This window comes from Alkalihalophilus lindianensis (genome assembly GCF_032843265.1).
Classification (GTDB): domain Bacteria; phylum Bacillota; class Bacilli; order Bacillales; family Bacillaceae_D; genus Alkalihalophilus; species Alkalihalophilus lindianensis.
Genome location: NZ_JAWJBA010000008.1, coordinates 72,606 through 97,762 on the forward strand (window position 1 = coordinate 72,606; position 25,157 = coordinate 97,762).

Annotated in this window: 28 protein-coding genes; 21 read left to right on the top strand and 7 right to left on the bottom strand. The window is 38.1% G+C overall.

What is annotated here, in order from left to right:
* Positions 1 to 133 precede the first annotated feature (133 nt).
* Positions 134 to 1,402, bottom strand: a complete 1,269-nt coding sequence (locus tag RYX56_RS18600) for a BaiN/RdsA family NAD(P)/FAD-dependent oxidoreductase (protein WP_317123543.1) — start codon at positions 1,400 to 1,402, stop codon at positions 134 to 136.
* 195 nt (positions 1,403 to 1,597) lie between these two features.
* On the opposite strand from RYX56_RS18600, the gene RYX56_RS18605 reads away from it, so the two are divergent.
* The 5 genes from RYX56_RS18605 to RYX56_RS18625 all read left to right on the top strand — a co-directional run bounded on the left by RYX56_RS18605 (position 1,598) and on the right by RYX56_RS18625 (position 7,220).
* Positions 1,598 to 3,229, top strand: a complete 1,632-nt coding sequence (locus RYX56_RS18605) for a putative polysaccharide biosynthesis protein (protein ID WP_317123544.1) — start codon at positions 1,598 to 1,600, stop codon at positions 3,227 to 3,229.
* 187 nt (positions 3,230 to 3,416) lie between these two features.
* Positions 3,417 to 4,556 (top strand): putative lipid II flippase FtsW, encoded by a 1,140-nt coding sequence (gene ftsW, locus RYX56_RS18610; protein ID WP_317123545.1) that lies wholly within the window; start codon positions 3,417 to 3,419, stop codon positions 4,554 to 4,556.
* Between the two features lie 36 nt (positions 4,557 to 4,592).
* A complete protein-coding gene (gene rodA, locus RYX56_RS18615; protein WP_317123546.1) occupies positions 4,593 to 5,777 on the top strand; it encodes a rod shape-determining protein RodA in 1,185 nt (394 codons plus the stop codon).
* Between the two features lie 59 nt (positions 5,778 to 5,836).
* Complete coding sequence (locus RYX56_RS18620) at positions 5,837 to 6,520, top strand: NAD(P)-binding domain-containing protein (RefSeq protein ID WP_317123547.1); 684 nt, start codon at positions 5,837 to 5,839, stop codon at positions 6,518 to 6,520.
* Positions 6,510 to 7,220, top strand: coding sequence for a pseudouridine synthase (locus tag RYX56_RS18625; protein ID WP_317123548.1), 711 nt, complete (start codon positions 6,510 to 6,512; stop codon positions 7,218 to 7,220). The genes RYX56_RS18620 and RYX56_RS18625 overlap by 11 nt, the downstream gene beginning before the upstream one ends.
* A 124-nt stretch (positions 7,221 to 7,344) precedes the next feature.
* Here RYX56_RS18625 and RYX56_RS18630 read toward each other — a convergent pair whose 3' ends face one another.
* The gene (locus RYX56_RS18630; RefSeq protein ID WP_047973898.1) at positions 7,345 to 7,563 is read right to left on the bottom strand and encodes a DeoR family transcriptional regulator; all 219 of its coding nucleotides are present in this window, start codon (positions 7,561 to 7,563) and stop codon (positions 7,345 to 7,347) included.
* A gap of 401 nt (positions 7,564 to 7,964) precedes the next feature.
* Here RYX56_RS18630 and pepV point away from each other — a divergent pair, with 401 nt between their 5' ends.
* Positions 7,965 to 9,374, top strand: coding sequence for a dipeptidase PepV (gene pepV / locus RYX56_RS18635; RefSeq protein ID WP_317123572.1), 1,410 nt, complete (start codon positions 7,965 to 7,967; stop codon positions 9,372 to 9,374).
* Positions 9,375 to 9,419: 45 nt separating this feature from the next.
* On the opposite strand, the gene cysK is transcribed toward pepV, so the two are convergent.
* Positions 9,420 to 10,361: a cysteine synthase A gene (cysK, locus tag RYX56_RS18640; RefSeq protein WP_317123549.1), complete on the bottom strand. Its 942-nt coding sequence runs from the start codon at positions 10,359 to 10,361 to the stop codon at positions 9,420 to 9,422.
* Between the two features lie 163 nt (positions 10,362 to 10,524).
* On the opposite strand from cysK, the gene thpR reads away from it, so the two are divergent.
* The 5 genes from thpR to RYX56_RS18665 all read left to right on the top strand — a co-directional run bounded on the left by thpR (position 10,525) and on the right by RYX56_RS18665 (position 13,705).
* On the top strand, positions 10,525 to 11,094 hold the full coding sequence (thpR, locus tag RYX56_RS18645; RefSeq protein WP_317123550.1) for an RNA 2',3'-cyclic phosphodiesterase: 570 nt from the start codon (positions 10,525 to 10,527) through the stop codon (positions 11,092 to 11,094).
* A gap of 3 nt (positions 11,095 to 11,097) precedes the next feature.
* A complete protein-coding gene (locus tag RYX56_RS18650) occupies positions 11,098 to 11,475 on the top strand; it encodes a CidA/LrgA family protein (protein ID WP_317123551.1) in 378 nt (125 codons plus the stop codon).
* Positions 11,468 to 12,145 (top strand): LrgB family protein, encoded by a 678-nt coding sequence (locus tag RYX56_RS18655; protein ID WP_317123552.1) that lies wholly within the window; start codon positions 11,468 to 11,470, stop codon positions 12,143 to 12,145. Before RYX56_RS18650 ends, RYX56_RS18655 begins: the two co-directional genes overlap by 8 nt.
* 133 nt (positions 12,146 to 12,278) lie before the next feature.
* A complete protein-coding gene (locus tag RYX56_RS18660; protein ID WP_317123553.1) occupies positions 12,279 to 13,211 on the top strand; it encodes an NERD domain-containing protein in 933 nt (310 codons plus the stop codon).
* Between the two features lie 185 nt (positions 13,212 to 13,396).
* Positions 13,397 to 13,705 (top strand): type II toxin-antitoxin system HicB family antitoxin, encoded by a 309-nt coding sequence (locus tag RYX56_RS18665; protein WP_317123554.1) that lies wholly within the window; start codon positions 13,397 to 13,399, stop codon positions 13,703 to 13,705.
* A gap of 156 nt (positions 13,706 to 13,861) precedes the next feature.
* Here RYX56_RS18665 and purU read toward each other — a convergent pair whose 3' ends face one another.
* Entirely contained in the window at positions 13,862 to 14,728 is an 867-nt protein-coding gene (purU, locus tag RYX56_RS18670; protein ID WP_317123555.1) for a formyltetrahydrofolate deformylase, read from the bottom strand.
* Positions 14,729 to 15,238: 510 nt separating this feature from the next.
* Here purU and RYX56_RS18675 point away from each other — a divergent pair.
* On the top strand, positions 15,239 to 16,021 hold the full coding sequence (locus RYX56_RS18675; protein WP_439108513.1) for a phosphotransferase: 783 nt from the start codon (positions 15,239 to 15,241) through the stop codon (positions 16,019 to 16,021).
* 93 nt (positions 16,022 to 16,114) lie between these two features.
* Here RYX56_RS18675 and RYX56_RS18680 read toward each other — a convergent pair whose 3' ends face one another.
* A complete protein-coding gene (locus RYX56_RS18680; protein WP_317123557.1) occupies positions 16,115 to 16,411 on the bottom strand; it encodes a YtzH-like family protein in 297 nt (98 codons plus the stop codon).
* A gap of 153 nt (positions 16,412 to 16,564) precedes the next feature.
* Between RYX56_RS18680 and trmB the strand changes: the two genes are divergently transcribed.
* Positions 16,565 to 17,209: a tRNA (guanosine(46)-N7)-methyltransferase TrmB gene (gene trmB / locus RYX56_RS18685; protein ID WP_317123558.1), complete on the top strand. Its 645-nt coding sequence runs from the start codon at positions 16,565 to 16,567 to the stop codon at positions 17,207 to 17,209.
* A 115-nt stretch (positions 17,210 to 17,324) separates the two neighbouring features.
* A complete protein-coding gene (locus tag RYX56_RS18690) occupies positions 17,325 to 18,182 on the top strand; it encodes a YtnP family quorum-quenching lactonase (RefSeq protein ID WP_317123559.1) in 858 nt (285 codons plus the stop codon).
* 43 nt (positions 18,183 to 18,225) lie between these two features.
* Here the strand turns inward: RYX56_RS18690 and RYX56_RS18695 are convergent, their stop codons facing one another.
* Entirely contained in the window at positions 18,226 to 18,534 is a 309-nt protein-coding gene (locus tag RYX56_RS18695; protein ID WP_317123560.1) for a PepSY domain-containing protein, read from the bottom strand.
* Between the two features lie 233 nt (positions 18,535 to 18,767).
* Here RYX56_RS18695 and RYX56_RS18700 point away from each other — a divergent pair, with 233 nt between their 5' ends.
* A complete protein-coding gene (locus RYX56_RS18700) occupies positions 18,768 to 19,841 on the top strand; it encodes a M42 family metallopeptidase (RefSeq protein WP_317123561.1) in 1,074 nt (357 codons plus the stop codon).
* A 37-nt stretch (positions 19,842 to 19,878) separates the two neighbouring features.
* Positions 19,879 to 20,400: a DUF84 family protein gene (locus RYX56_RS18705; protein WP_317123562.1), complete on the top strand. Its 522-nt coding sequence runs from the start codon at positions 19,879 to 19,881 to the stop codon at positions 20,398 to 20,400.
* Between the two features lie 51 nt (positions 20,401 to 20,451).
* On the opposite strand, the gene RYX56_RS18710 is transcribed toward RYX56_RS18705, so the two are convergent.
* Complete coding sequence (locus RYX56_RS18710; RefSeq protein WP_317123563.1) at positions 20,452 to 20,898, bottom strand: YtoQ family protein; 447 nt, start codon at positions 20,896 to 20,898, stop codon at positions 20,452 to 20,454.
* Positions 20,899 to 21,066: 168 nt separating this feature from the next.
* Here RYX56_RS18710 and RYX56_RS18715 point away from each other — a divergent pair, with 168 nt between their 5' ends.
* The 5 genes from RYX56_RS18715 to RYX56_RS18735 form a co-directional block, all read left to right on the top strand.
* Complete coding sequence (locus tag RYX56_RS18715; RefSeq protein ID WP_317123564.1) at positions 21,067 to 22,077, top strand: PTS sugar transporter subunit IIC; 1,011 nt, start codon at positions 21,067 to 21,069, stop codon at positions 22,075 to 22,077.
* Positions 22,078 to 22,090: 13 nt separating this feature from the next.
* Positions 22,091 to 22,420 (top strand): thioredoxin family protein, encoded by a 330-nt coding sequence (locus RYX56_RS18720; protein ID WP_317123565.1) that lies wholly within the window; start codon positions 22,091 to 22,093, stop codon positions 22,418 to 22,420.
* 117 nt (positions 22,421 to 22,537) lie between these two features.
* Positions 22,538 to 23,338, top strand: a complete 801-nt coding sequence (locus RYX56_RS18725) for a DUF1444 domain-containing protein (RefSeq protein WP_317123566.1) — start codon at positions 22,538 to 22,540, stop codon at positions 23,336 to 23,338.
* 74 nt (positions 23,339 to 23,412) lie between these two features.
* Positions 23,413 to 24,021, top strand: coding sequence for a YtpR family tRNA-binding protein (ytpR, locus tag RYX56_RS18730; RefSeq protein WP_317123567.1), 609 nt, complete (start codon positions 23,413 to 23,415; stop codon positions 24,019 to 24,021).
* Between the two features lie 94 nt (positions 24,022 to 24,115).
* Positions 24,116 to 25,157 (top strand): hypothetical protein (locus RYX56_RS18735; protein ID WP_317123568.1); only part of this gene is annotated, 1,042 nt, incomplete at its 3' end.

The following is a 25,157-nucleotide window of genomic DNA, read 5'->3' on the forward strand; positions in this document are numbered from 1 at the left end:
GAAAATACTAACAGATTGTGCATAACTTGTGGATAGAAAAATAGTTATGCACAGCCTGTGGCGTTTAAATTTAATTGTTATTGGTTTATTAAGGAGGTTTAACTGTGGAAATGTGTATAACTTAATAATAGCTTTATTTTTGAGATACTAATTCCCCAGCGGATTTCCCTGCCGTATAACCTGTTGAGAAAGCACAAGTAATGTTATAACCCCCTGTATAACCATGTATATCAAGGACTTCTCCGCAAAAAAAGAGCCCCGCTTTCTTTTTCGATTGCATCGTTTTAGGTTCAACTTCTTTTACAGACACCCCGCCACCTGTTACAAAGGCTTTTTCAATTGATAAAGTCCCATTCGCTTGAAAGGAAAAGGATTTGCAAAAGCTAGCAACATCACGGATTCGATCATGCGAAAAAGTGTTGGCAGGTTGTGTACCATCAAGTTCTAATTGATCTAGCATAAATAATAAAAAGCGTTCAGGAACAAAACCTTTTAATAAGTTCTTTAGTGATTTCTTAGGTTCTTCTTTTACTCGTTTAATTAGATCCTGAAAGAGCAACTCTTGATGGGTAGTAGGAAAAAGATCAATGTGCATCTCGATTGTTTTCGTTTTAAACTTTTTCAAAGCTTTTACTACATATTGGCTACAACGTAAAGCGGCCGGACCGGAAATACCAAAGTGAGTAAAAATCATATCTCCCTCATGCGTTTTTATTACTTTTCCTTTAGGGTTAATGACAGAGAGGTGGATCTCTCTTAAGGAAAGCCCTTGAAGTTCTTTCGACTTAATAAAACGTTCATTTGATGTAATAGGGACTTCAGTTGGGTAAAGCTCAGTGATTGTATGTCCTGCCTTCTCTGCCCATGGATAGGCATCTCCTGTACTCCCGGTATGAGGAACAGATTTTCCACCGGTAGCTACTATAACTGCATCAGCTTGGATCCGTTCACCATTCTTTAACTTCACCGCACACACTCGTTCAGCGTCATATTCTAGTGATTGAACGCTTGTATTCGTACGAATGTTTACTTTAAGAGCACGTACCCGGTTGAGGAGAGTGGAAACGACCGTTGTGGCTTTATCATTCACAGGGAACATTCGACCACGATCTTCTTCTTTCAACTCAATGCCAAGTCCTTCAAAGAAAGCAATAATATCTTCATTATTGAATACGGAGAAAGGGCTATGCATAAAACGACCATTACCCGGGATGTGGGCAATTAAATCTTGTAGGTCCATCCGATTGGTCACATTACAACGTCCCCCACCAGATATAGCTAATTTCCGGCCGAGTTTATCTCCCTTATCAAGTAAAGTGACGGAAGCACCGTGCTCGGCAGCAGCAATGGAAGCCATTAACCCCGCAGGACCTCCACCAATTACAATTACATGTTGATTCATTTTTATCACCTGATTCGTCTAATTGATTGTTTTAGAGTAGCATCTTTTAAAGGGAAAAGGAAGGTAGGGTGGAGGTGGCTCAAATTTCTTACTTCTTTTTTTATAAAATGGTTAAATATTTCTAGTATCTCTATGCTACAATGCTTACTAGTGTTAAATTTCATTTCAACCCTCGAATAAAGGTAGGAGGAAAAAATGGCTGATCAAAAACTAATGCGTGGCACGATGGTGTTAACAGCCGCGACGCTTATTTCAAAAATACTGGGTTTTGTATACATTGTTCCGTTTGCTGCTTTAGTGGGACAAGTAGGGCTTGGTTTATATGGATATGGTTATTCTCAATATGTTGTTATTTTAAGCTTAGCAACGTTGGGTGTACCTTTAGCAATCTCGAAGTTTGTATCTAAATATCATTCACTTGGTGATTATGAAACAGGTCATAAACTTTTTAAGTCTGGACTTATCTTTATGTCTATTACTGGCTTTCTTGCTTTTTTAACGTTATTTTTAATAGCGCCTGTCATCACACCACTTATTCTTCCCAGAGAAATCGAAGGAGGAAACACGTATGCTGATGTGATCTTTACCATCAGAATGGTTAGTGTAGCATTAATCATTGTCCCAGTTATGGCGGTCATTCGTGGGTATTTCCAAGGGTTTCAATCAATGGGACCAACTAGTGTATCTCAAGTGGTTGAACAACTTGTCCGCATCTTCTTTATCTTAGCAATGGCCTATGCAATTGTAGGGTTTGGAAATGGCGACATTGGGTTAGCAGTAGGTTTTGCTACGTTTGGAGCATTCGTCGGAGGACTTGGAGGACTTGCAGTTCTTCTATATTATTGGTTTAAAAGAAGAAAGCATATCTTAAAGCAAGTGGAAGAAAGCACTACAAGACATAACCTTACTCTTCCTCAAATGTATAAGGAGTTAATTGCCTATGCCCTTCCATTATCATTTGTAGGTCTTGCAATTCCATTGTTTCAAAACATTGATTTATTTTCGGTGAACAGAGCACTATATGGAACTATTTATGAAACTTATTCTGAAGCGTTTTTTGGCGTTCTTAATCAATCAGTTCATAAGATTGTGTTAATCCCGATGGCACTGGCAACGGCATTATCGATTACCCTTGTGCCGACGATTACTAAATCGTTTACTTCTGGTGACCACAATGCTCTGCAAAGACAAATTACTCAAACGTACCAAATTATATTATTTATTTCAGTACCAGCAGCAGTTGGAATGACGGCTCTTGCTTATCCAGTCTTTGCTTCTCTCTATGGTCTTGAGGATTTAAATCTGGGTGGAATGGTTCTCCGTTATTATGGTCCAATGACGTTGTTTTTCTCTCTTTTTTCTGTAACAGCTGCTATCTTACAAGGGATGAACCGTCAAAAGCAGGCAGTGCTCTCATTAGTAGCAGCTCTTCTTGTAAAGCTAGCTTTTAACTATTTGTTACTTGTCACCATGGGGCCGGTTGGGGCAATTACTGCGACTTATATGGGATTCAGTGTCGGAATCGCAATAAACGTATGGGCAATTGGACGCTATGCACAGTTCGATTACTCCTCTATTTTAAAACGCTTTATGCTCGTTCTGATGTTTTCACTTGTGATGGCAGGAATGGTTGTCTTAGCGATAAATGGACTTCAAGCATTCATGCCACTAGAAACACGTATGAATAGTTTTATTTTAATGTTTATCGGTGTTGGTATTGGAGCCATCGTATATGGGTATCTAGTATACCGTTCTGGCTTGGCTGAAAAAGTATTAGGTCACCGATTCCGCTTTTTGAATCGAAAAAAAGTAAATCAAAAAAGCTAATCGCCTATGCGATTAGCTTTTTTAAAAAAGTGAAATTATGGTGGATATAAAGAAACTTGTCTAATCGCCGAAAATTCGACAAGTGTTGGCATCGAAAGCCCCTTTTTCTAATTTCAGTCGTTTGATATAATGAATGATGCTAGAAACAGTCAAAGCAAAAAAACGACTGAACAAGTTGGGGGACCGGATGAAATATTCTTTTACAAAAGATAATGATTGGGTTCTTATCATTACAACGTTCCTATTAGCTGGGTTCGGTCTGTTAATGGTATTTAGCTCAAGTTATGTATTGGCGATTGATAAATTTAACAATCCATATCATTTTATTGCAAGACAAGCTATATGGTTTTTACTTGCAATCCCTGCTTTTTTGTTTTTCATGCACTTTCCTTACAGGTTGTATCGAAAACTTACAGTAGTGATTGTTGGTTTAATGGTGGTATCATTAATTTTAGTTAAAACACCATTAGGTCATGAAGTGGGAGGGGCCCAACGGTGGATTCGCTTCGGCCCATTAAATTTACAACCCTCTGAATTTGTGAAAATAGGGATTGTTATTTACCTTGCCCATGTTTATTCCAAAAAACAAGTGTATATTGATCAGTTTGTTAAAGGTGTCTTACCACCACTGATCGTTGTAGCGGTAATTTTCGGATTAATTATGCTTCAGCCAGACCTCGGAACGGCTACCTCAATCCTGATCGTTTCATTATTGGTGGTCTTCTTTTCAGGAGCAAGATGGAGACACTTAATCGGACTTGGAATCGTTGGTGGAGGTTTATTTGCCACTCTAGCAGTGACAGAGTCTTATCGAATCAAACGTTTAGTATCATTTACTGATCCATTTTCAGATCAATTTGGTACAGGGCTACAATTAGTAAATTCATATATTGCCATTGCACATGGGGGATTAACCGGAACCGGTCTTGGTCAAAGTGTTCAAAAACTTTTATACTTACCAGAAGCTCATACTGACTTCATTTTGGCGATAGTTTCTGAGGAACTAGGATTTCTTGGAGTAGCATTTGTCCTTATTTGTCACGCACTAATCCTATTTCGTGGGGTAATGATCGGTACACGTTGTAAAACGCCTTTTGGCAGCTTGTTAGCATTTGGGATTGTCTTTCAAATTGCGATTCAAGTTATTTTTAATATTGGAGCAGTTACGGGTCTCTTACCGATCACAGGGATTCCGTTACCACTCGTTAGTAATGGAGGCTCATCGTTATTAGTAACGTTAGTTTCTATAGCGATTCTTGCAAATATTTCTAGAAATAACATCCGGCAAAAGCGGCTTAACCAAGAAGAAGAACCGTTGACTGCCTAAATTCGATTAATGTAGTTGTTTCGTTTGGAGGCGACAATGGAAGAACGTAAAACAAATTTGCAACAAATTGATTACACGTTGCTCTTTCTCTTATTTGTGTTAATGTGCTTTAGTTTGCTTGCGATCTATAGTGGGTCTGGGCAGTATTTTAGTAGTGATCCAACCTTGTTTCTAAGAAGACAAATCCTGTTTTTTGTAGCAGGTGCAATTGTAATGGCCATCATGATGGTGATGGATTATGATCTCTTTAAAAACTTCTCTATTCCGCTTTATGCAATAGGTATGGTTGCGCTTATGCTCGTTTCATTTACGCCATTAGGGGTATTTCGAAATGGGTCAACTCGTTGGTTGAACTTAGGATTTGCGCAACCTCAGCCTTCTGAGTTTGTAAAAATATTTGTAATCCTAGCACTTGCGCATTTACTTTATAAGATTACAACAGAGAGACGTGACAAAGATCTCAAGTCGGATATGATTGTTGTTGCAAAAGTGTTAGCAGTTGGTTTGCCACCATTCTTCCTTATCTTGCAGCAACCAGACCTTGGAACAGCATTAGTCATAGCTAGTATTATAGCCACAATGCTGTTAATGTCAGGTGTCGCTTGGCGAATTCTAGCTTCATTAGGATTATCAGCAGTCGGTGGAATCATGGCACTCGTTTGGCTTCACAATCATTATTTCGATATCTTCACTAAAATTATCGCAACACATCAACTTGAACGTATATATGGATGGCTTGACCCAGAAGGATATGCTTCAGGCTATGGGTATCAATTAACACAAGCGATTCGGGGAATTGGGTCAGGTCAGCTGTATGGTAGTGGCTATTTACAAGGAGTTCAGACTCAAAGTGATACGATCCCAGAGATTCATACAGACTTTATCTTTACGGTGATTGGGGAAGAATTTGGCTTTATCGGAGCAACCGTCTTACTCGTCACATATTTTTTAATGTTTTATCGCATGATTATTATTGCGCTCACATGTAATAACTTATATGGCACCTATTTAGTCGCTGGAGTGATTGGTTTACTTGTCTTTCAAGTCTTCCAAAATATCGCTATGACAATCGGTTTAATGCCGATTACGGGACTTGCACTGCCGTTTATTAGTTATGGGGGGAGTTCCCTTATAACGAATATGCTCGCCATAGGAATCGTTTTAAATGTAGGGATGCGTACAAGACATTATATGTTCCAAACAAATGAACTTGCTTCATAAGAGCTGTTAATCAATTGATTGCAGCTCTTTCTTTTATCTTTAGTATTGGAGGAGATAAAATGGTTGTCATCATTGGGTCAGGTCGCTTAAGTAGAGCCCTTCTTACACTTATTCATTGTGATGATGTTAGAGTTTATGGGAGAAATACCGAGACGGTTAAGGATTTGGTAGATCAGTTCCCTTTGGCTAAGCAAGCAAATAAAGATGATCTTAATAAAGCTGAAATGATAATTATATGCTTACCAAAAAATGCTTACATGCCTTTTTTTGAAGAGCATTTAGAAGAACTTAGTAAAAATGTGCTCATTGTTCATTTTGCAACGGCTTTAATGGAGGAGCAAGTTCGACCCTTGATTGGTGGAAGAGGCTTACTTCCATGTAAGCTAGTTGGGCACGCTAAACAGATGCTTTTGGACGGAGAAGGGTTATTTGCAGTCCCTTCTGCTTATGATGAGCTACGAGTGAAGATAGAAAAATTATTTCCTAGTATAACCTTTATTTCTTTAAAGGAAGAGGAAGTGTTAGCTGCTAATCAACTAGCAACTGAAGAAACCATGAAAATGATTGCTCGATTAGAAAAGAGAGCCCGTGAGTTAAAGTTACCAGATCGTGTAACAGCTCAAGTGGAGAGGCAAATTATACCAGGGGTGGTGCACTCTTATTTGGATGATGATCTAGGAGGATTTGCTAAAGAAATCGCTAAGAGGTTGAAAGAAAAGAAAGGTGAGTTAGATGAGGCTTGATAAATTACTCTCGAATATGGGGTTCGGTTCAAGGAAAGAAGTAAAAAAATTATTAAAAAGCGGTGGAGTTCGGATTGACGGCGAGCCTGCTAAAGATGGAAAGGAACAAGTGAATCCTGACACATCCGAGGTGACGGTTCATGGGGAACTGGTAGAATATAAGCCTTATATATACTTAATGTTAAACAAGCCTCAAGGAGTTATTTCTGCCACTGAGGATGACCAGCATCGTACTGTTTTAGATCTCCTATTGGAAGAACATCTTATTTATGATTTGTTTCCAGTCGGAAGGCTTGATAAAGATACAGAAGGAATGCTATTGATTACAAATGATGGTAAGTTCTCACATTCTTTAATGTCGCCTAAAAGGCATGTGAAAAAAACCTATTATGCTAAAATCGAGGGTCAAATTACAGAAGAAGATATCGCATTATTTAAGCAGGGCGTTCAGCTTGAAGATGGTTATGTAACGAAGCCTGCGAAACTTGTTATGCTGTCTTCTCATCCCACAACTGAAATCGAATTAACGATAACAGAAGGGAAATATCACCAAGTAAAGAGAATGTTTGCAGCAGTAGGTAAACATGTAACCTTTCTTAAGCGAATTGCGATAGGGGGCTTACCAATGGATGAACATCTTTCTGTAGGGGAGTGTCGGGAACTTACGGAGGAGGATAAACGAGCATTATTTCAGGAGTAACGCAAAAAGACGAAAGGACTAGTTCCTTTCGTCTTTTTGGGGCTTCAAGTATTTAACATGATTTCATACATTCATTTTCAGTTGGAAATTAGAACCCAGCTTATTAGCCACTAATAAAGTGTGCTTACGAAACGCGTGTTTTTCTATCTGTCACGCTCCATTTTCCCCGCGAAGGGCTGCTAACTAAATTGTTGTACTCAAGTACATTCAAGTCACGCTGGATTGTACGTTGGGTTATACCGAACTCTTCAACCAATTCAGTCGTCGTGACGATCCCCCTTTGTTTAATGTAGAGGTAAATGGATTTAATACGGGTCAGCATACGATCAGTTGAAGTTTTCAAAAAACCACTCCTTATTCATAATCATGACCAAGTCCTTTGGCACATTGTATGTCAGGTTAGACATAATTATGCAGAACTTCAGCGGATCACTTACCGTCAGAGGGAGATGTATATGCGTCTTTATTTCTGGCCCCTGGTTGTCACCTCTGTAATAAATAGCAACGACGTTTTACAACGCATTTTATCACAGTGCCATAAGAGCATTACACATGTCTTGGTTGTAGCGGAAACCATTTGATTTTTATCTTGGAGCAAGGTAATGTTGATATTGGTTCGTGATAGTGAGTTAAAAACACATGATCTCATCGAACCCCTCTCGACGCTTACATTTTATAATAATTCTTGCAATTTAGCAAAGGTTTTGCTTGATTTTTTGTGAATCTATAATGAGGTGAACTCTAATTATGAATTTTAACTGGAAAAATGAAGTAGAAAGACGCAAGGAGAAACTACTTAATCAAACTCAAGAATTTTTGCGTATTAACAGTGTTTTAGACGAGTCTACAGCCTCAAATGATAAGCCTTTTGGAGAAGGAATTGACCGTGCATTAACACATATGTTATCAAATGGTAAAGATTATGGTTTTTCTGTAAAAAATGTGGACGGTTATGCTGGTTACGTAGAATATGGCGAAGGAGACGAAAGTGTCGGGATACTCTGCCACCTTGATGTCGTTCCAGCAGGTTCTGGTTGGACAAGTCCCCCATTTTCAGCAGATATCCGCGACGGAAAAATTTTTGCTCGTGGTGCGATTGATAATAAAGGTCCAACAATAGCTGCTTTTTTTGCTCTAACCTTATTAAAGGAGCTCGACCTTAAGCTTAATAAACGTATTCGAATTATTTTTGGCACAGATGAAGAAAGTAATTGGAGATGTGTAGACCATTATTTTAAGCATGAAGAAATGCCGACAGTTGGTTTTGCTCCTGATGCAGACTTTCCAATTATTCATGCTGAAAAAGGAATTATGGATGTCAATATACACTATCGTTCACAACAGGAATCAAATTCAGAAGTTGAGCTTTCCTTGTTTAAGTCAGGTGAGCGATTGAATATGGTACCTGAATCAGCAGAGGTTATAATGACAGGGAATGTGGAAGATCTTAAGCAAATAATTGAAGCTTTTCAGGCGTATCTCGAAGCAAATAAAATAGAAGGTACTTATGAACACAGTGAAACTCAATTAACCCTAACTTTGATTGGTAAGGCAGCCCACGGTTCGACCCCAGAGAAAGGTTTAAATGCAGGTTTGTATCTTGCAGAATTTCTTTCAAATCTAACGGTTAAAGGAATACCGACTTTTATTAATAATATAGCTAGTCAGTTTCATGGTGATACGGGTGGAGCAAGAATAGGGATTAATCATGAAGATGAGATATCCGGCCCTCTTACGGTGAATGTTGGTAAAATAATGTTTGAAAAAGACAAGGAAGCGATGGTTGGGTTAAATATTCGCTACCCAGTAACTGCTCCTGGTGAAAAAGTAATCGAGTCTATACAGCAATTCTCTGATCAAAATCAAGCTGAGTTTGAGCTACTTGATCATATGACACCCAGCTTTGTAGACGAAGATCATCCCCTTGTGAACGTTTTACAAGAAGTGTATCAACGTCAAACAGGAGAAGAAGCAACGTTGCTTGCTATTGGAGGCGGTACATACGCTCGCTCGTTAGATGTAGGGGTGGCATTTGGTCCAATGTTTCCAGGAAGAGAAGATGTCGCACATCAAAAAGATGAATACATTCTAATTGATGACCTGATGAGAGCGACGGCAATTTATGCAGAGGCGATGTATGAGTTAGCAAAATAAAAAAAACGGAGATGGGTGAGGTATCCTCAACATCTCCGTTTTAATTTATTGCTCTTTATCAAATTGAAATAAGTCTGTTGAAAGGTAGCGTTCGCCAGTGTCACAAGCAATAGCCACTACAACATCATCTGGAGTTAACGTTTTTGCTACTTCCATTGCTGCAAAACAAGCTGCCCCTGAAGAAGGTCCGACCAGAATACCTTCTTTTCGTGCTAGCTCCCGAGTAACTCGATAAGCATCTTCATCTTCAATTTTTAAAATTTCGTCATACACATTCTCATTAAGAATAGGAGGAATAAAGCCTGGGCTTGTACCTACTAGCTTATGGGGACCTGGCTTACCACCTGATAAGACTGGAGAACCAGCTGGTTCAACGACATGAATAGATGCTTCTGGATAGAAGCATTTTAATTCTTCCCCGGTACCTGTAATCGTTCCACCTGTACCAGAAGCTGCGACAAATGCAGTTAATGATTCGTTGACACTATCAAGTGCTGTTTTAATTTCTAATGCAGTTGTTTTACGATGTGCATCTGTGTTAGCGTCATTTTCAAATTGCATCGGCATATAACTATTTGGTATTTCACGGACTAGCTCATGAGCTTTATCAATAGCTCCAGGCATTTTCTTATCGCCTTCTGTTAAGACTACCTCAGCTCCATATGCTTTTAGAAGATTAATTCGTTCTAATGACATCGTATCAGGCATAACGAGAATCGCGCGGTACCCTTTTGCTGCAGCATTCATCGCCAAACCAATACCTGTATTTCCGCTAGTTGGTTCAATGATTGTTGAACCTTCTTTTAGATGACCGCTTTTTTCAGCTTCAATGATCATATTGTATGCTGCACGATCTTTTACACTTCCACTTGGGTTCATCATTTCCATTTTCAAATAAACCTTAGCTCCCCCTTCTGGGGAAATACGGTTTAGCTTCACAAGAGGTGTTTGACCGATTAGATCTGCCATATTATTGACTACTCTCATTGTTTCACATCCTATCCTCTATTCTCTTCTTATATTTTATCACAGCTGAGATTTGATTTCCTATTAACAAGATAGGAAAAGAAGAGAAAAAAATTAATCTTATATAAAATATCCAATTTGATACAATACAATTATGAGACCACTTAAGTGAAGGAGTTTATTTATGACTGAACCCCATTATTTCTTAGCTGTGCCTGTTAGTAAAATGATTCAAAATATCTATCAACGTAATCAAAGCGAACTTATGGAAGCTTATTCATTTAAGCAGTGGGTACATACTGAAGACTTGCATATTACCGTTGCTTTTTTAGGGGGATTATCTAAAGAAAAAGTGAATCAGGTGAGGGAAAAGACGAGGCTAGCCATGCAAAAGTTAAATAAAGTTGCTCCCTTTTCCTTGAACCTTAGCGAACTAAAGACATTTGGATCAGAACAGAGTCCTAGAATTCTTTGGGTAGAAATCGAAGGAGACCTAGGGGCACTCCATGAGATACAACAAACAATAAGTAATGTTTGCACAGGTCTAGAATTAAAAACAGACAAGCGTCTTTATCGGCCGCATATGACAATTGCAAAGAAATGGATGGGGGATAGTCGGTTCTCCGTTTATCTCAGCCCCTTTAAAAATGCGAAAACCGAATGGAGAGTGGATGAAGTCTGTTTAATGGAAATAAACCCTAGAGTTAATCCCAAATATAAAATCATAGAACGGTTTCAGATTGGGGATGAGTAGAAAGTGAAAGTAATACATATTTTGCAAATGGCTCTGCATATAGGCATTCTTTATGGCTTTTACTTAATCGGAATATGGATCCAAGAGGCTTTATCTTTAGCCATTCCAGGAAGCATTATTGGAATGCTCCTATTGTTTATACTTCTTTTAACTAAAATCCTACCTGTTTCCTTTATTGAAAGCGGAACGTCATTGCTAATTCGTCATATGCCATTATTGTTTATCCCAGTTACGGTAGGAGTTATGAATTACTTTAATGTATTTAAGGGAGAAGGTATTTGGTTAGTTGTAATCACAATTATAAGTACTATGATTGTCTTTGTAGTATCCGGTTTAATAAGCCAATGGCTCGTTATGAGAAAGGAGAATCCAGATGAATGAATGGGCGATCTATCTAGGAATGTTCCTATTAACAATCGTTACATATGTCGGGTCAAGATGGCTGTATACGAAATTCTCACATCCATTTACCTTGCCGATTTTAACTTCAACCATAATCATTGTCATGTTCTTGCTTTTAGTAGACATTGACTACCGTGTTTATCAACAGGGGAATAGTTCGCTAGACCATTTATTAGGTGCAGCAGTTGTAGCTCTTGCTTATCCATTGTATAAGCAGTTATCTATGTTAAAACGATTTATCGTACCTATCATCGTGAGTGTGACAATTGGGGCTATGGTTGGGGTTTTTAGTGGAGTCTTATTAGCTAGAGTGATAGGTATTGAAGTGATGATTGTAGGGGCGATCGCACCAAAATCAATCACCACACCTGTTGCAATGGACGTTGCAGAAAGCTTGGGCGGAGCTGCTCCCCTAGCTGCCGTTTTTGTGATGATTGCGGGAATTAGTGGAGTAGTATTATCTTCGATTCTCTACAAATGGTTTAGAATTAACCATCCCATCAGTCGTGGGATAGGTATGGGCTGTGCTTCCCACGCAATTGGTACTGCGAAAGCCTTTGAAAACAGTGAATTAGACGGTGCGGCAAGTTCAATTGCCATGACTATTAGTGCAATTTTAGTAGCCATAATCGTTACGATCATTTTCTAAGAGGGCAATAATGTAAATGTTTGGGTGAATCATGGAAAAAAAGGTGAGTATTGGCGGATTCATTCTATTTTATAAAAAGGTATGGTACTATTTCTTTATTAGACAGGTTCGCCCAAACGTCGGGGGGATGACGATGGCACATTTAATCAAGCTAGAAGACTATGTATCTAGGTATCAATCAGATTTGCATCGATACCCTAGCCAATTTACTAGAATGAAAAAAGAACGGTGGAATTATATTAAGCAAGAGTGGGAACAGTTACAATCTAAAGATAAGAGTACTTTAAAGATAAATTCAGATGAAGATGAGTTTATAGAAAAAGAAGGAAACTTATTCACACTAGCCGTAGCTAAGATGAAAAATTGGAAATCTAGAAAATATAACAAAGAAGATATCGTAGTTGAAAACGAAGAATTAAACGCAGATCTTACTATTGATGAATTAAGAAAACAATTTTTAGATGATTTATTTCATTCGCAACTTAGGTGGGCAAGTTCTTCTTTATTAGAGGAATCATCATTACATCCAAGGTATAAAAAAGATACGATCCTTCGTTTTTTTTCTCAGCAACTACCAGATAATTTTTTTCTAATGTATCGTCCAGTTTTCTATATTAGAAATGCTCCAATTGAACTTGATATTATTTTAATTACGCCTAATGAAGTAATCTGTTTAGCTGTTTTGGATGGTGATGAGCATAGTGTGTTTGAGGCTAGTTCAGACCGTTTTTGGACTGAATATGTGAATCAAACGAGAAAAAAGCGTATTAGTCCATTATTAGCCCTATCTAGAATGAATGGTGTGATTCAGCCCATTTTAGAGGAAGCTGATATTCATGTGCCAATAAGAAAGGTAGTTTTCACCTCTAATGGGATGATTGACCATCGTATTGGGGGTACGAAAACAGAACTGATCGATCACAGGAATGTAGAGGATTGGCATCAAAAGTTAAAGAAAAACCCAACTCCTATTAAACATCAACAATTAAAAATTGCAGAGATTTTATTAGCTCAAACTCATACGATGGGTTTTAAGCGGATGCAAGAAGATCTAGCAGATAATTAAAGCAAACTGAAAATTCCTACTAATTAACGGACGTTGAATTCAGATAAAAAAATCCGTATAATAGGTAAGGATGTAAAACGTTCCCTATGCAAGGCATAGGGATTTTATTTGTGCCTCTATTACTTTATAACTTGATAAAGAAATATAGATATCGGGATTTTATTTCAGAGAAGGGAGGTTGTTTGATGGGGGAGTATCAGCGAGAACCTTACCGAGCAGAAGATTTCGCGTGGCAGATACAAAGAGTACCTGATTGGTCAGGACGAACGGAAATTATGATTGAAATTGTAGGGGCTGAAGGTTGTGTGAGCTTTGGTTATACTGTTAAGGAAGCCAAAAAAGGCCTAATTGAAGCATTGATGCATTGGGTGAGAAAATACGGGGAATTAGCTCTGCCGGAAGCTAATGTCGGAGCGCAATTAATCTATCTTGCACCTACGATGACAAAAGAAGAAGAAGACTATATCAACGTAGAGCTTAAAAAACTACAGTAAAAAATCGATCCAGCTATGGGATCGATTTTTTTGTATAAGTGCTACCGCTCCTTGTCCTGCGGATAAAAACGGTGAATCAAATGAAGTCAAAATGCGACTTCATATTGCTCCCCCTCATTTTACCGCATGCCAGTACAGTCGCCTTCGCTTTTCTTTTTAAAAGACGACTGTTTTGTTTCCGTAGACGAGGACTTGGTCGTTAGTGTGCCAATCTACTGCTCTTGCTAGGGCGATTCGTTCTACGTTTCTTCCTGCTACTCTAAGCTCTTGAGTTGAGTAGCGATGATTGACACGTAAAACATCTTGCTCAATAATTGGACCTTCATCTAAATCATCGGTTACATAATGTGCAGTTGCTCCAATTAATTTCACTCCACGTTCAAAGGCCTTAGCATATGGATTGGCCCCAATAAAGGCAGGTAAAAAGGAGTGATGAATGTTGATGATGCGATGAGGGAAGGAATCAACAAATGTAGAAGAAAGAATTTGCATATAACGAGCTAATACAATAAAGTCTACATCATGTTGTTTGAGTAATTGAATCGCTTCTTGCTCTGCTTCTTGTTTGGTTTCACGAGTGACGGGCACATGGAAAAATGGAATACCGTAACTTTCCACAACTTGCTTATTGGTTGGGTGGTTACTAATAATTAATGGAATATCAACTTGAAGTTCGCCTGAGCGCCATCTCCATAAAAGCTCCAATAAGCAGTGATCTTCTTTCGATACAAGAATAGCCATTCTCTTTTTACGAGCAGCTAACTCCATTTTCCAATCCAAGTCCATCTCTGCTGCGAGACTGTGGAATTCATGTTTTAATCTAAGGAAATCAGGGCTTGCAGTCCCTAAATCAAACTCAATTCTCATAAAAAACATACCACCTTGTGGATCTGTAGAGAATTGATCAGATTGAACAATGTTTGCATCATGCTGATGTAAAAACGTAGATACAGCAGATACAATACCTGCTTTATCACGACATGAAATAAGTAACCGTGCACGATTTGGGTGTTGTTGACTCATTTAATAAAATCCTCCGTTCGACTACCAGTTATATGGTGAGTAATACCGATTCATTCATTGTTATAACTACGAAAAATATAACGGGTGAATCGGCTATCTAATTATAGTAAGCCCATTAATGATCCATCCTATTAAAGGGGCTTTAAATATTGAAGCAAACCATCAATCACTCTGTCAATTGCTTTTTATAACAATGTAGATAAAATGTGAGGGAAATGCAGTGATAACGTGGGGGCTTAGACATTGACTATAAATGTGTTTCTTTGATACCATGGTATTCAATTCTATAGGATGAAAATTTCATACAATAATGTAGCAGAGTATATGATAACGAGCTCTGCTTCTTTTTAGTAACGATTGTATTTGTGCTTGTATAACTATTTTTTCGGAGTATTTAATAAAAATGATTGAATTTTTCATAGGTAATTACGACAAAATACGCTATACTAAGAAGATAAAGTAGTAAAGTGAAAAGAAAGTAAATGGAAATTGAGGGTGAATTGGTTGGAAATGTTTTTAGGAGATGGCTGGAAGGTGGAACCAGCTGGTGGAGCGACAGGTGAAGCATATATAGCCCAGCAAGGTGACCAGAAAGTATTTCTGAAACGCAATTCATCACCATTTCTTGCTGTTCTTTCTGCAGAAGGCATTGTTCCTAAGCTACTTTGGACAAAGCGTTTAGAAAACGGTGATGTTGTTACGGCGCAACGTTGGGTGAAGGGTCGTGAATTGAAAGCATATGAAATGAAGGAACGTAAAGTTGCGGAGCTTTTAGCTAAAATTCATGGATCTAGTGAACTGTTAGATATGTTTAAACGCATTGGGAATGAGCCATTATCACCTGATGTTATTGTAGATAATCTTCGGATTCAACTTCAATTAAATCAAGTAGAAGATGACATCATTGAAACCGGAATGGCTTTTTTAGCTTCTCAATTGAAACATGTCGATTATGATCACTATGTGGTTTGCCACTGTGATATCAATCATAATAATTGGATTCAAGACGAAGAGGAACATCTTTACCTAATTGACTGGGATGGTGCCACTGTCGCTGATCCTGCGCTGGATTTAGGGTTGTTATTATACTCTTATATACCACCACATGAGTGGGAAGACTGGATTCGCGAATATGGATTATTATTAGGTGAGTCCCTACGAGAGAGAATGCATTGGTATGTCGTATCTCAAACAATATCTGTCATTCTTTGGCATTATGAGCGAAAGCAGTTTGAGGAAGTAGAAAAATTCAAAGACTATCTTCATTCTTTATTAATAGAGGATTCCAGATAGTACTATACGGAAAGGGTCTGATCATTTTTAGATCAGGCCCTTCATTTGTATGCAAATGGTGTCAACTAAAGATGGAAAAAGAAAAGGAAATAATTATTTGTAGTTATTTCCTGGGGAATCGAGCTTATTGGTGTCGAACGTGGCATGATCCATAACATTTAACCATTGTTCGACGTTTTGTTCTTGAAATGGTTTATGGTTAATTTCGTGGCGTTGGGACATTTCAATGAGAATTCCTTTTATTTCTTCATTGAGTGAAGGGTCGTTGCTTAACGATTGTAATAAACGTTCAATCTGAGTTGCTTCATCCTGAGTCATATAAGCTTCATCAGCCTGATTTTTTAGGATGTCACAGAGTAATCCGATTTTATCTTGACTTGAAATAGGCATAAAAACACTCCTTCTAAAAACTAAACTACTTTAAGAGTAGAGTGTGCATATTTTTAGCATGCTATTCTTTTGAGAAGAATAACTCAACATATACAACATGAGTTAGAAAGGTTATAATACATGATTGAGTCAAAGAATTGAGGAGTGATTACGGTGCGTTTACGTCACAAACCGTGGGCAAAAGAGGAGATGGAGAAATATCCATCGATCGTTATCCAAAACCCGCAAGAACATAAAAATAAATGGAACAACATTTTTAACAATGATCAACCGTTGTTTGTAGAAGTTGGTACAGGGAAAGGCCAATTCCTTACAGGTATGGGCGAGCAACATCCAAATATCAACTTTATAGGTATTGAAAAATATGATAGTGTTCTGATTTCGGCCATGGAACGTGTACGAGATACAGAACAGCCAAATGTGAAATTTCTAAATGAAGATGTAGAGAACTTACTCGATTTCTTTGAAGAAGGAGAAATAGATCGTTTATTTATTAATTTTACGGACCCTTGGCCGAAAAATCGTCATGCTAAACGTCGATTAACACACGAGAATTTCTTATCTCTTTATAAGCATGTTTTAAAACCTGAGGGAGAAATTCATTTTAAAACCGATAATCAAGGTTTGTTTGAATACTCTCTTCATAGTATGTCTACTTATGGGATGGCTTTTAAGGATGTTAGTCTTGATCTTCATAAAAGTTCGGTTGAAGGTAATGTTATGACTGAATATGAAGAAAAATTCTCGAAAAAAGGTATGAGAATTTATCGTTTAGAAGCACATTTTAATAACAACTAAACTCTTCTTATGGAAGGGTTTTTTTGTTATTTAGCCATTTCAAATTTGGAAACAGAGTGCGTAAAGATTGAATTGTGATAAAATAAAGAAGAATTAATCAAAGGAGGGATTTCATGTGGAGAATTTACAAAGAAATGGCATGAAGATGACTTGGTTAAATGGTGGTGTCACTCATATGGATGGTGGTGCAATGTTTGGTGTTGTGCCGAAACCGTTATGGAGTCGAAAATATCCTCATAATAAAGACAATCAAATTGAACTTCGTACAGACCCTATTTTAATTGAAAAAGATGGAAAACGCATTCTTATCGAAGCGGGTATTGGAAATGGGCGTTTTTCAGACAAGCAAAAGAGAAATTACGGAATTAAAGAGGAATCAACTTTAGAAAATGATTTAGAAAAATTAGGGTTAACCACTGCTGATATTGATATCGTATTAATGACACATATGCATTTTGATCATGCATCTGGCTTAGCGAAAGAAGTGAATGGAGAATTAGTCCCAACTTTTGAGAACGCTACCATTTGTACTTCTGAAATAGAATGGAATGAAATGAAAAACCCAAACATTCGATCACAGAATACATATTGGGAACAAAATTGGAAGCCGATTGAACCCCAAGTTAAAACATTTAAAGAGCAAATAGAAGTAGTTCCAGGTGTGAAGTTAGTTCATACTGGCGGTCATAGCAATGGTCATTGTATCCTAGTCATTGAACATGAGGGGGAAACATTTATTCACTTAGCAGACATCATGCCTACACATGCGCATGCAAATCCTTTATGGGTGCTTGCTTATGATGATTTTCCACTAGACTCAATCTTCGGTAAACAAAAGTGGCAACAGTTTGCAAAAGAGAAGGATGCCTGGTATTTGTTCTATCATGATTATAAATATCGAGCAATCAAATGGGATGATGAAGGTCAAGTGAGTGAATCAGTTGAACGTAAGCAGTATGCCTATTTAACCTAATAAATAGAGCAGCTTTCCTTTGTAGGGAAGCCGCTCTTCTTCTTTATGCTGCTTTTAATTCAAGTAAAGTGCCAGTCTTAGTATCTGCTAGGAATTCGTATTGAACTGTTCCTGTTTCAGTTGTTGTAGAAATTCCTCCGCGGTATACTTCTACGCGGAGATTCTCACGTTCAACGGTTTCTGGAATCATATGAATCCATGATCCTGAAATGGCATGAGATCCTGATACGGTTTTCTTCACTATCTTTAATGCTTTCTCAGGAGAAACTTTTTCAGTTGAAAGGCTAGGACGAAGGAAGTAACCAGCCACAACTCCAATACCTATTCCTAAAGCAAATCGTCTTATACTCATTTTTATCATCCTTTCACTCTTCTATTGTGATGGTAGAGAAGTTCTTTCTAGATGAATACATTAATAACTTTCAAAAAACAACTAAGACTAGGTTTAGTATACAGAAAGTTTAAAGCGTTTTCCATCGATAAGGGAATATGTCCACCCTTTCGTCAATCATTGTGGCAATAGCAAAAGGATTCAGATAAAATGAACATGTACATATTTTTTTCGGGAATCGAAAGGAGATTATAATGAATCAAGATACAATGAACTTATTTAAAACACTAACAGAATTACAAGGGGCACCTGGATTCGAACATGATGTAAGAAAGTTTGTGCGGAGAGAGCTTGAAAAGTACACAGATGAGATCGCTCAAGATCGTTTAGGAAGTATCTTTGGTGTGAAACGAGGCGATGAAACGGGTCCTACGGTTATGGTTGCTGGTCATATGGATGAAGTGGGCTTTATGGTCACTTCTATTAGTGACAAAGGGTTAATTCGCTTTCAAACGTTAGGGGGCTGGTGGAGTCAAGTTCTCCTTGCTCAACGTGTACAAATTATGACTGATACTGGTCCTGTAATTGGAGTAATTGGTTCAACGCCTCCACACCTCCTTGAAGAATCACAACGTAAAAAGCCAATGGAAATCAAACAAATGTATATTGATATTGGTGCAGATGATAAAGAAGATGCGAAAAAAATTGGGATCAAGCCAGGTCAACAGATTGTTCCTATTTGTCCCTTTACACCAATGGCAAATGAGAAAAAAATCCTCGCTAAAGCATGGGATAATCGTTACGGAGTAGGATTATCAATTGAATTACTAAAAGAGTTAAAGGACGATAAGCTACCAAATATTCTTTATTCAGGAGCTACTGTACAAGAAGAAGTTGGTTTGCGTGGAGCTGCTACATCTGCTCAAATGATTAAGCCCGACATTTTCTATGCCCTAGATGCAAGTCCTGCTAATGATGCAACAGGTGGAAAAGACGCATTTGGCCATCTGGGAAAAGGAGCACTCCTTCGTATTTTAGATCGTACGATGGTTACACATCGTGGTATGCGTGAGTTTATTCTTGATACAGCTGAGACAAATAAGATTCCATATCAATATTTCATTTCACAAGGTGGAACAGATGCAGGGCGTGTTCACACTACAGGGAATGGTGTGCCATCTGCAGTAATTGGAATCTGTTCTCGTTATATTCATACAGCTGCTTCCATCATTCATATTGACGATTATGCTGCAGCAAAGGAATTAGTTGTCAAATTGGTTAAATCCACCGACAAAAATATGTTAGATCAAATTACAAAAGGCGTGTAGTCCTACTAAAAGACGAACCTTTGGGAGGTAAAACGGAATGAAAGTAGTCATTGGCACAAAAAATAGAGCCAAAATTCATGCCGTCATGGAAACGTTAGTACGTGAGCCGTTCGAGTTCATAAGTGTGGAAGCACCCTCAGGGGTTTCTGCTCAACCTTTTTCAGATGAAGAAACGATGAAAGGGGCTATTAACCGAGCAAAATACGCATTAACAATTACCGATGCAAAGCTAGCCATAGGACTTGAAGGTGGTGTGAGTGATACATCAACGGGATTAATGCTTTGTAATTGGGGAGCAATGACTAGCCATTCAGGACAAGTTTGGGTAGCTAGTGGAGCAAAAATTCCATTACCTCTTGAAGTTCAAGCGAAGTTGAGGGATGGACAAGAACTAGGGACTATTATGGGAGAAATGATGAAAGATCATCGCATTCGTCACAAAGAAGGAGCGATTGGTGTGCTAACTTCGGGCCGACTCACGCGTAAATCCATGTTTAGCCATATCGTTCAAATGCTTTATGGACAATATGAATACAATTATCAACCTTTTAGTCATTAAATATAGTAGGAAGCGCCATTTAAGTAGCGCTTCCTGTTTTTTGTATGAATATTAATTTTCTTCGAATACGTAAGATAATGCTTGCAGAGCTTGTTCTGGGTTTTCTACTACGACTTGTGACTTATTAGCAAGTTCCTTTAAAGGATGATGTAATGACTCAGGACGGATCAATATTAATGGCTTTTGAAGAGCAATTGCAGTTGCAGCATCCATCGCACTATTCCACTGTTTATATGTCTCACCAAATAGAGCAATGACTACATCAGCTTTTTGAAGAAGAATTTGTGTACGTAAGTTATTGATACTTGAGGCAGCTTCATCTTTTAACATTTTATTGGGCTGTACTCCTAGAATTTCTTCCCCAATATCATCTGAACGATCATGATTTTCCATTGGACCTGTGAAATGAAGAGGTAGATTACGTTTTGCAGCTGCCTCTTTTAAATCAGTTCTCCATGTACTATGAATTTCCCCTGCTAAATAAACCGTAAGTTCCATTTGAATCTCTCCCTTACATCATTTTCTCTATCTATTATAAAGCAAGAGATCTTTGGAAACGAATAATAAGGTAAGTTGCGAGTAAGAAAAAAGTGTCTTGTCACATGTAAAGAGTGTAGGTATGATAATAATGTTGTATTTAAACTCTAAGGGAGAGTAGGAGAGAAAATGAGTAGTTTCTTAAAGAGAAAAGGAATTGACTTGAATTGGAGAACATACGTTATTACAGGTTTAAGCCATATGGCGTTGGGCTTATTTGCATCACTTATTATTGGATTAATCATTCGAACAGCAGGTGAACAGCTTGGTGTTTCTTATTTAGAGGAGATCGGCACGCTAGCAATGAGTTTAACCGGTCCTGCAATTGGAGTTGCAGTGGCATATGGATTAAAAGCCCCTCGATTAGTGTTGTTTGCTGCTCTTATTAGTGGGGCAGCTGGATTTCAACTTGGAGGTCCAGCAGGTAGCTTTGTAGCAGCAGTCATTGCAACAGAAATCGGAAAAGTAGTGTCAGGTGAAACGAAAATAGATATAATTGTCACACCACTTGTCACGATTATATCAGGGTTTACAATTGCCTCTCTTATTGGGCCAGGTATTGATGCTGGAATGACACAATTTGGAAGCGTAATTATGTGGGCAACTGAGCAACAACCAATTTTGATGGGAATCATAATTGCAACTCTAATGGGACTTGCTTTAACAGCACCGATCTCTAGTGCAGCACTTGCTATTATGCTTGGTCTAGAAGGAATTGCTGCAGGCGCTGCCACGGTAGGATGTGCTGCTCAAATGATGGGATTTGCTGTTAGCAGTTATAGAGAAAATGGATGGTCTGGTCTAGTAGCATTAGGGCTTGGAACCTCTATGTTACAGATTGCAAATATCGTAAAGCATCCACTTATTCTAATCCCTCCGACATTAGCAGGGGCTGTTCTTGCTCCGTTTGCAACAACCTTGTTTCAAATGACAAATAATCCAGCTGGTGCTGGAATGGGGACAAGTGGTTTGGTGGGGCCAATTATGACTTTTACTGATATGGGGTTTACTTTTGAGGTGGCTATATCAGTGTTCCTGTTATATTTTATTTTGCCAGCATTAATAAGTTTAGGAATTTCAGAATGGATGAGAAAGGCAGGATATATTAAAATGGGAGAGATGAAGATAGAACAATCATAAAGGAGAATGCTAAATGGAAAAGTTAACAAGTGTAGAACAATTTAAAAAGCTAACAGAAACAGAGACTGTTGTTTTTATGTTTTCAGCAGATTGGTGTCCGGATTGTCGTGTAATTGAACCAATCTTGCCAAGGATTGAAGCCGATTTCCCATCCTTTTCATTTTATTATGTAGATCGTGATGAATTCATTGAACTATGCCAGGAGCACATGATTATGGGGATTCCGAGTTTCTTAGCATTTTCAAATGGGAAAGAAGTTGATCGCTTCGTAAGTAAAGATCGTAAAACAGAAGAAGAAATTGTTAACTTTTTAACAAGTGCTGAAGCAAAAAGTTATGAATAAGACACTAGAGTACTCACAATCGTGAGTGCTCTTTTTTAAGACTATCCTTCTAACTCAATCATTGGATAGCTTTTCTTGATCATGGTACACTGTTAGGTATGAAGGAGAGTGTATGTAATGGAACTTCGTAAATTCAGAAAAATGCTTGAGGAAAAATTAAAACGTGATGATCGTTCTATCACTTATAACCATAAAGAATCAACTTTACGGATTACAGATATTAATATCAATAAAGGGGTCACCCTTTCTTTAAAGCCCTTATTAGCAAAATGGGAAAGAGAAGAATATGACTCTATAGAAGAAGTCGTTCGCTATATTGAAGTGGGACTTGACTCTATGAGTGAACGTCCGTCTCTAAACGGAAATGAAGATAAGATCTTTCCTGTTATTCGGTCAACTTCTTTCCCCGAAGAGACTAAAGACGGCCTAGCTCTTTTGTTTGAAGAACACACAGCGGAAACACGTGTGTACTATGCTGTTGATCTAGGAGAAGCCTATACACTGATAGATGAGAAGATGGCAAGTGACTCAGGTCTTACAGCTAAAAGGATACAAGAAATTTCGCGATTTAACCTTCGCTCTCTTCCGCAACCGGTAAAAGAAGATATAGTAGCAGGAAACACATTTTACTTCCTGCGAGCGAAAGACGGATACGATGCAAGTCGCGTACTTGATCCTTCTTTATTAGCAAAAATGGCTAAGAAAGTAACGGGGCAATTAGCAGTAGCCATCCCTCATCAAGACGTATTAATTATGGCAGATATTCAAAATGATAGTGGGTACGATGTGCTAGCACAAATTGCTTTACAGTTTTTTGGAGAGGGTCGAGTACCAGTGACAGCTCTTCCTTTCATGTATGAAAATGGGGAATTAGAGCCAACTTTTATCTTAGCTCATAAAAAACCACAACAACCGTAATCTTCTAAAGAATGATTATGGTACAATAAGAATTGATAAAAGCTGATTTTAGTGGATAAGGAGAACTTATTACAATGAATGTGTTCTATAATGTTGAAGGTGTTGGAGATACGTTAATAATGGTCATTCGAGACGGTGAATTAGAAAACCGTACATTTGAGACAAAAGGTGACCTTGTTCGAATATATGATAAAGTTTCAGGGGAAACATTAGGTTACAACTTGTTTAAAGCTTCTACTTATGGGGAGCTAGTTGATAACGGTGCTGTAGAATTAACAGAAGATGTACAAGCCCTTATTCAAAAAGCATTTAAAGAAAATGGATTTGACCTAAATATATCCTTAAAAAAGCAAGCAAAGTTTGTAGTTGGTTATGTTGAAGAAAAAGTTAAGCATCCAAATGCAGATAAATTAAACATTTGTCACGTCAATGTAGGAGATGAGCGACTACAGATTGTATGTGGTGCTCCAAATGTGGATCAAGGGCAAAAAGTCGTAGTAGCACGAGTGGGTGCTGTCATGCCGAGTGGACTTGTCATTAAAGAAGCAGCTCTACGAGGTGTGGAATCATCAGGAATGATTTGTTCGGCTAAAGAACTAGCTCTCCCTGATGCACTGCAGGAAAAAGGGATTCTAGTACTAGAAGACACATATGAAGTTGGATTAGCCTTTCCGATGAGCTAGGCTGATTCACGTTGAGGGAACCACTAGAGATAACTAGTGGTTCTTTCTACTCATGTAGTGGGAATCAATTTAAATAAGAAAGTGAGTGAGAAGAATGGACAATTTGAAGCAATGGATGAAACGAATCCAAGGAGCTTTATTCGGTGAAGAAGAAATAGATAAACAAAATAGAGAAGATAGTAGTTTGCAAGAGAAAAAACAAATTAGTCATGATCCAAATAATAAAAGAAAAGTAGGGTACATAGAAGGGGGCAATCGAGAAAGCGCTCCTAGAATGGTCTATCAATACCCAAAGCCTGGGAAGTTTCGTTTTCCGTTAATAGAAGATGGACAAGACCAGCCATCACAGAGCTCTGAAAAGAATGTAGAGACTAGAACAAGAAGATCATTTAGGCAAGTAAATGAAGAACAATCAGAAGAGAAAAGCTATCGCCGACCTGATCGCCATAAACATAATAGTAGGCCAGAAATAAAAGTAGATAAAAAAATCGAAGAGAAGGCAATGGAGAAAACGAAAATAAAGAAAGAATTTAAGCCCACATCGATCCCTTCTCCAGTCTACGGATTTAAAGAACGTAAAAAAAATATGTATGAAGATGAGTCCTTGCTTTCATCCTTACCTGGTTACGGTAAGGTCATTGAAACCAAGCGACCAAGTGTAACAATGGAAAAACAGCTAGAAGTATTCTTAAGAGCAGAGAATATACGAAATACAGAAGTGGCAGCTACAGTCCCGCGTGAGCTAGAAGTATTAGAACCAGAAGTGAGTACGGAGACTGAAGTGGTTCAGCAAGAAGATACAGTACTTGAAGAACATCCACATATCCTTGATTCGGTACCAGAAAAAGTCGATATAGACACCACTAATTCCATTGTAGAAGAAGAACCACATCAAAATGAAAACAAGCTACATGTGGAAACAGCATTTCCTGAAGAAGAGTTAACTACTAGTGAAGGCGTGATGAGGTCTGAAAAGCAAGAGCAAACTAAATCCTTACTCTCTTCAACACCACCAGAAGAGTCGGTAGTGGTAGTTGAAACTACTATGCCTGAAGAAGTAGTAGAACAAGTAGAACAAGTAGAACAAGTAGAACAAGTAGAACAAGTAGAACAAGTAGAACAAGTAGAACAAGTAG

Excerpts from the sequence above, each read along its gene's own strand:
- ytpR (WP_317123567.1), top strand. The coding sequence starts at position 23,413 with ATGAATGTGTTCTATAATGTTGAAGGTGTTGGAGATACGTTAATAATG.
- RYX56_RS18705 (WP_317123562.1), top strand. The coding sequence starts at position 19,879 with ATGAAAGTAGTCATTGGCACAAAAAATAGAGCCAAAATTCATGCCGTC.
- ftsW (WP_317123545.1), top strand. The coding sequence starts at position 3,417 with ATGAAATATTCTTTTACAAAAGATAATGATTGGGTTCTTATCATTACA.
- RYX56_RS18700 (WP_317123561.1), top strand. The coding sequence starts at position 18,768 with ATGAATCAAGATACAATGAACTTATTTAAAACACTAACAGAATTACAA.
- RYX56_RS18715 (WP_317123564.1), top strand. The coding sequence starts at position 21,067 with ATGAGTAGTTTCTTAAAGAGAAAAGGAATTGACTTGAATTGGAGAACA.
- RYX56_RS18680 (WP_317123557.1), bottom strand. The coding sequence starts at position 16,411 with ATGCCTATTTCAAGTCAAGATAAAATCGGATTACTCTGTGACATCCTA.
- rodA (WP_317123546.1), top strand. The coding sequence starts at position 4,593 with ATGGAAGAACGTAAAACAAATTTGCAACAAATTGATTACACGTTGCTC.
- thpR (WP_317123550.1), top strand. The coding sequence starts at position 10,525 with ATGACTGAACCCCATTATTTCTTAGCTGTGCCTGTTAGTAAAATGATT.
- RYX56_RS18660 (WP_317123553.1), top strand. The coding sequence starts at position 12,279 with ATGGCACATTTAATCAAGCTAGAAGACTATGTATCTAGGTATCAATCA.
- RYX56_RS18605 (WP_317123544.1), top strand. The coding sequence starts at position 1,598 with ATGGCTGATCAAAAACTAATGCGTGGCACGATGGTGTTAACAGCCGCG.
- RYX56_RS18695 (WP_317123560.1), bottom strand. The coding sequence starts at position 18,534 with ATGAGTATAAGACGATTTGCTTTAGGAATAGGTATTGGAGTTGTGGCT.
- purU (WP_317123555.1), bottom strand. The coding sequence starts at position 14,728 with ATGAGTCAACAACACCCAAATCGTGCACGGTTACTTATTTCATGTCGT.
- RYX56_RS18620 (WP_317123547.1), top strand. The coding sequence starts at position 5,837 with ATGGTTGTCATCATTGGGTCAGGTCGCTTAAGTAGAGCCCTTCTTACA.
- RYX56_RS18710 (WP_317123563.1), bottom strand. The coding sequence starts at position 20,898 with ATGGAACTTACGGTTTATTTAGCAGGGGAAATTCATAGTACATGGAGA.
- RYX56_RS18725 (WP_317123566.1), top strand. The coding sequence starts at position 22,538 with ATGGAACTTCGTAAATTCAGAAAAATGCTTGAGGAAAAATTAAAACGT.
- RYX56_RS18665 (WP_317123554.1), top strand. The coding sequence starts at position 13,397 with ATGGGGGAGTATCAGCGAGAACCTTACCGAGCAGAAGATTTCGCGTGG.
- cysK (WP_317123549.1), bottom strand. The coding sequence starts at position 10,361 with ATGAGAGTAGTCAATAATATGGCAGATCTAATCGGTCAAACACCTCTT.
- RYX56_RS18720 (WP_317123565.1), top strand. The coding sequence starts at position 22,091 with ATGGAAAAGTTAACAAGTGTAGAACAATTTAAAAAGCTAACAGAAACA.
- RYX56_RS18655 (WP_317123552.1), top strand. The coding sequence starts at position 11,468 with ATGAATGAATGGGCGATCTATCTAGGAATGTTCCTATTAACAATCGTT.
- RYX56_RS18675 (WP_439108513.1), top strand. The coding sequence starts at position 15,239 with ATGTTTTTAGGAGATGGCTGGAAGGTGGAACCAGCTGGTGGAGCGACA.
- RYX56_RS18625 (WP_317123548.1), top strand. The coding sequence starts at position 6,510 with ATGAGGCTTGATAAATTACTCTCGAATATGGGGTTCGGTTCAAGGAAA.
- RYX56_RS18600 (WP_317123543.1), bottom strand. The coding sequence starts at position 1,402 with ATGAATCAACATGTAATTGTAATTGGTGGAGGTCCTGCGGGGTTAATG.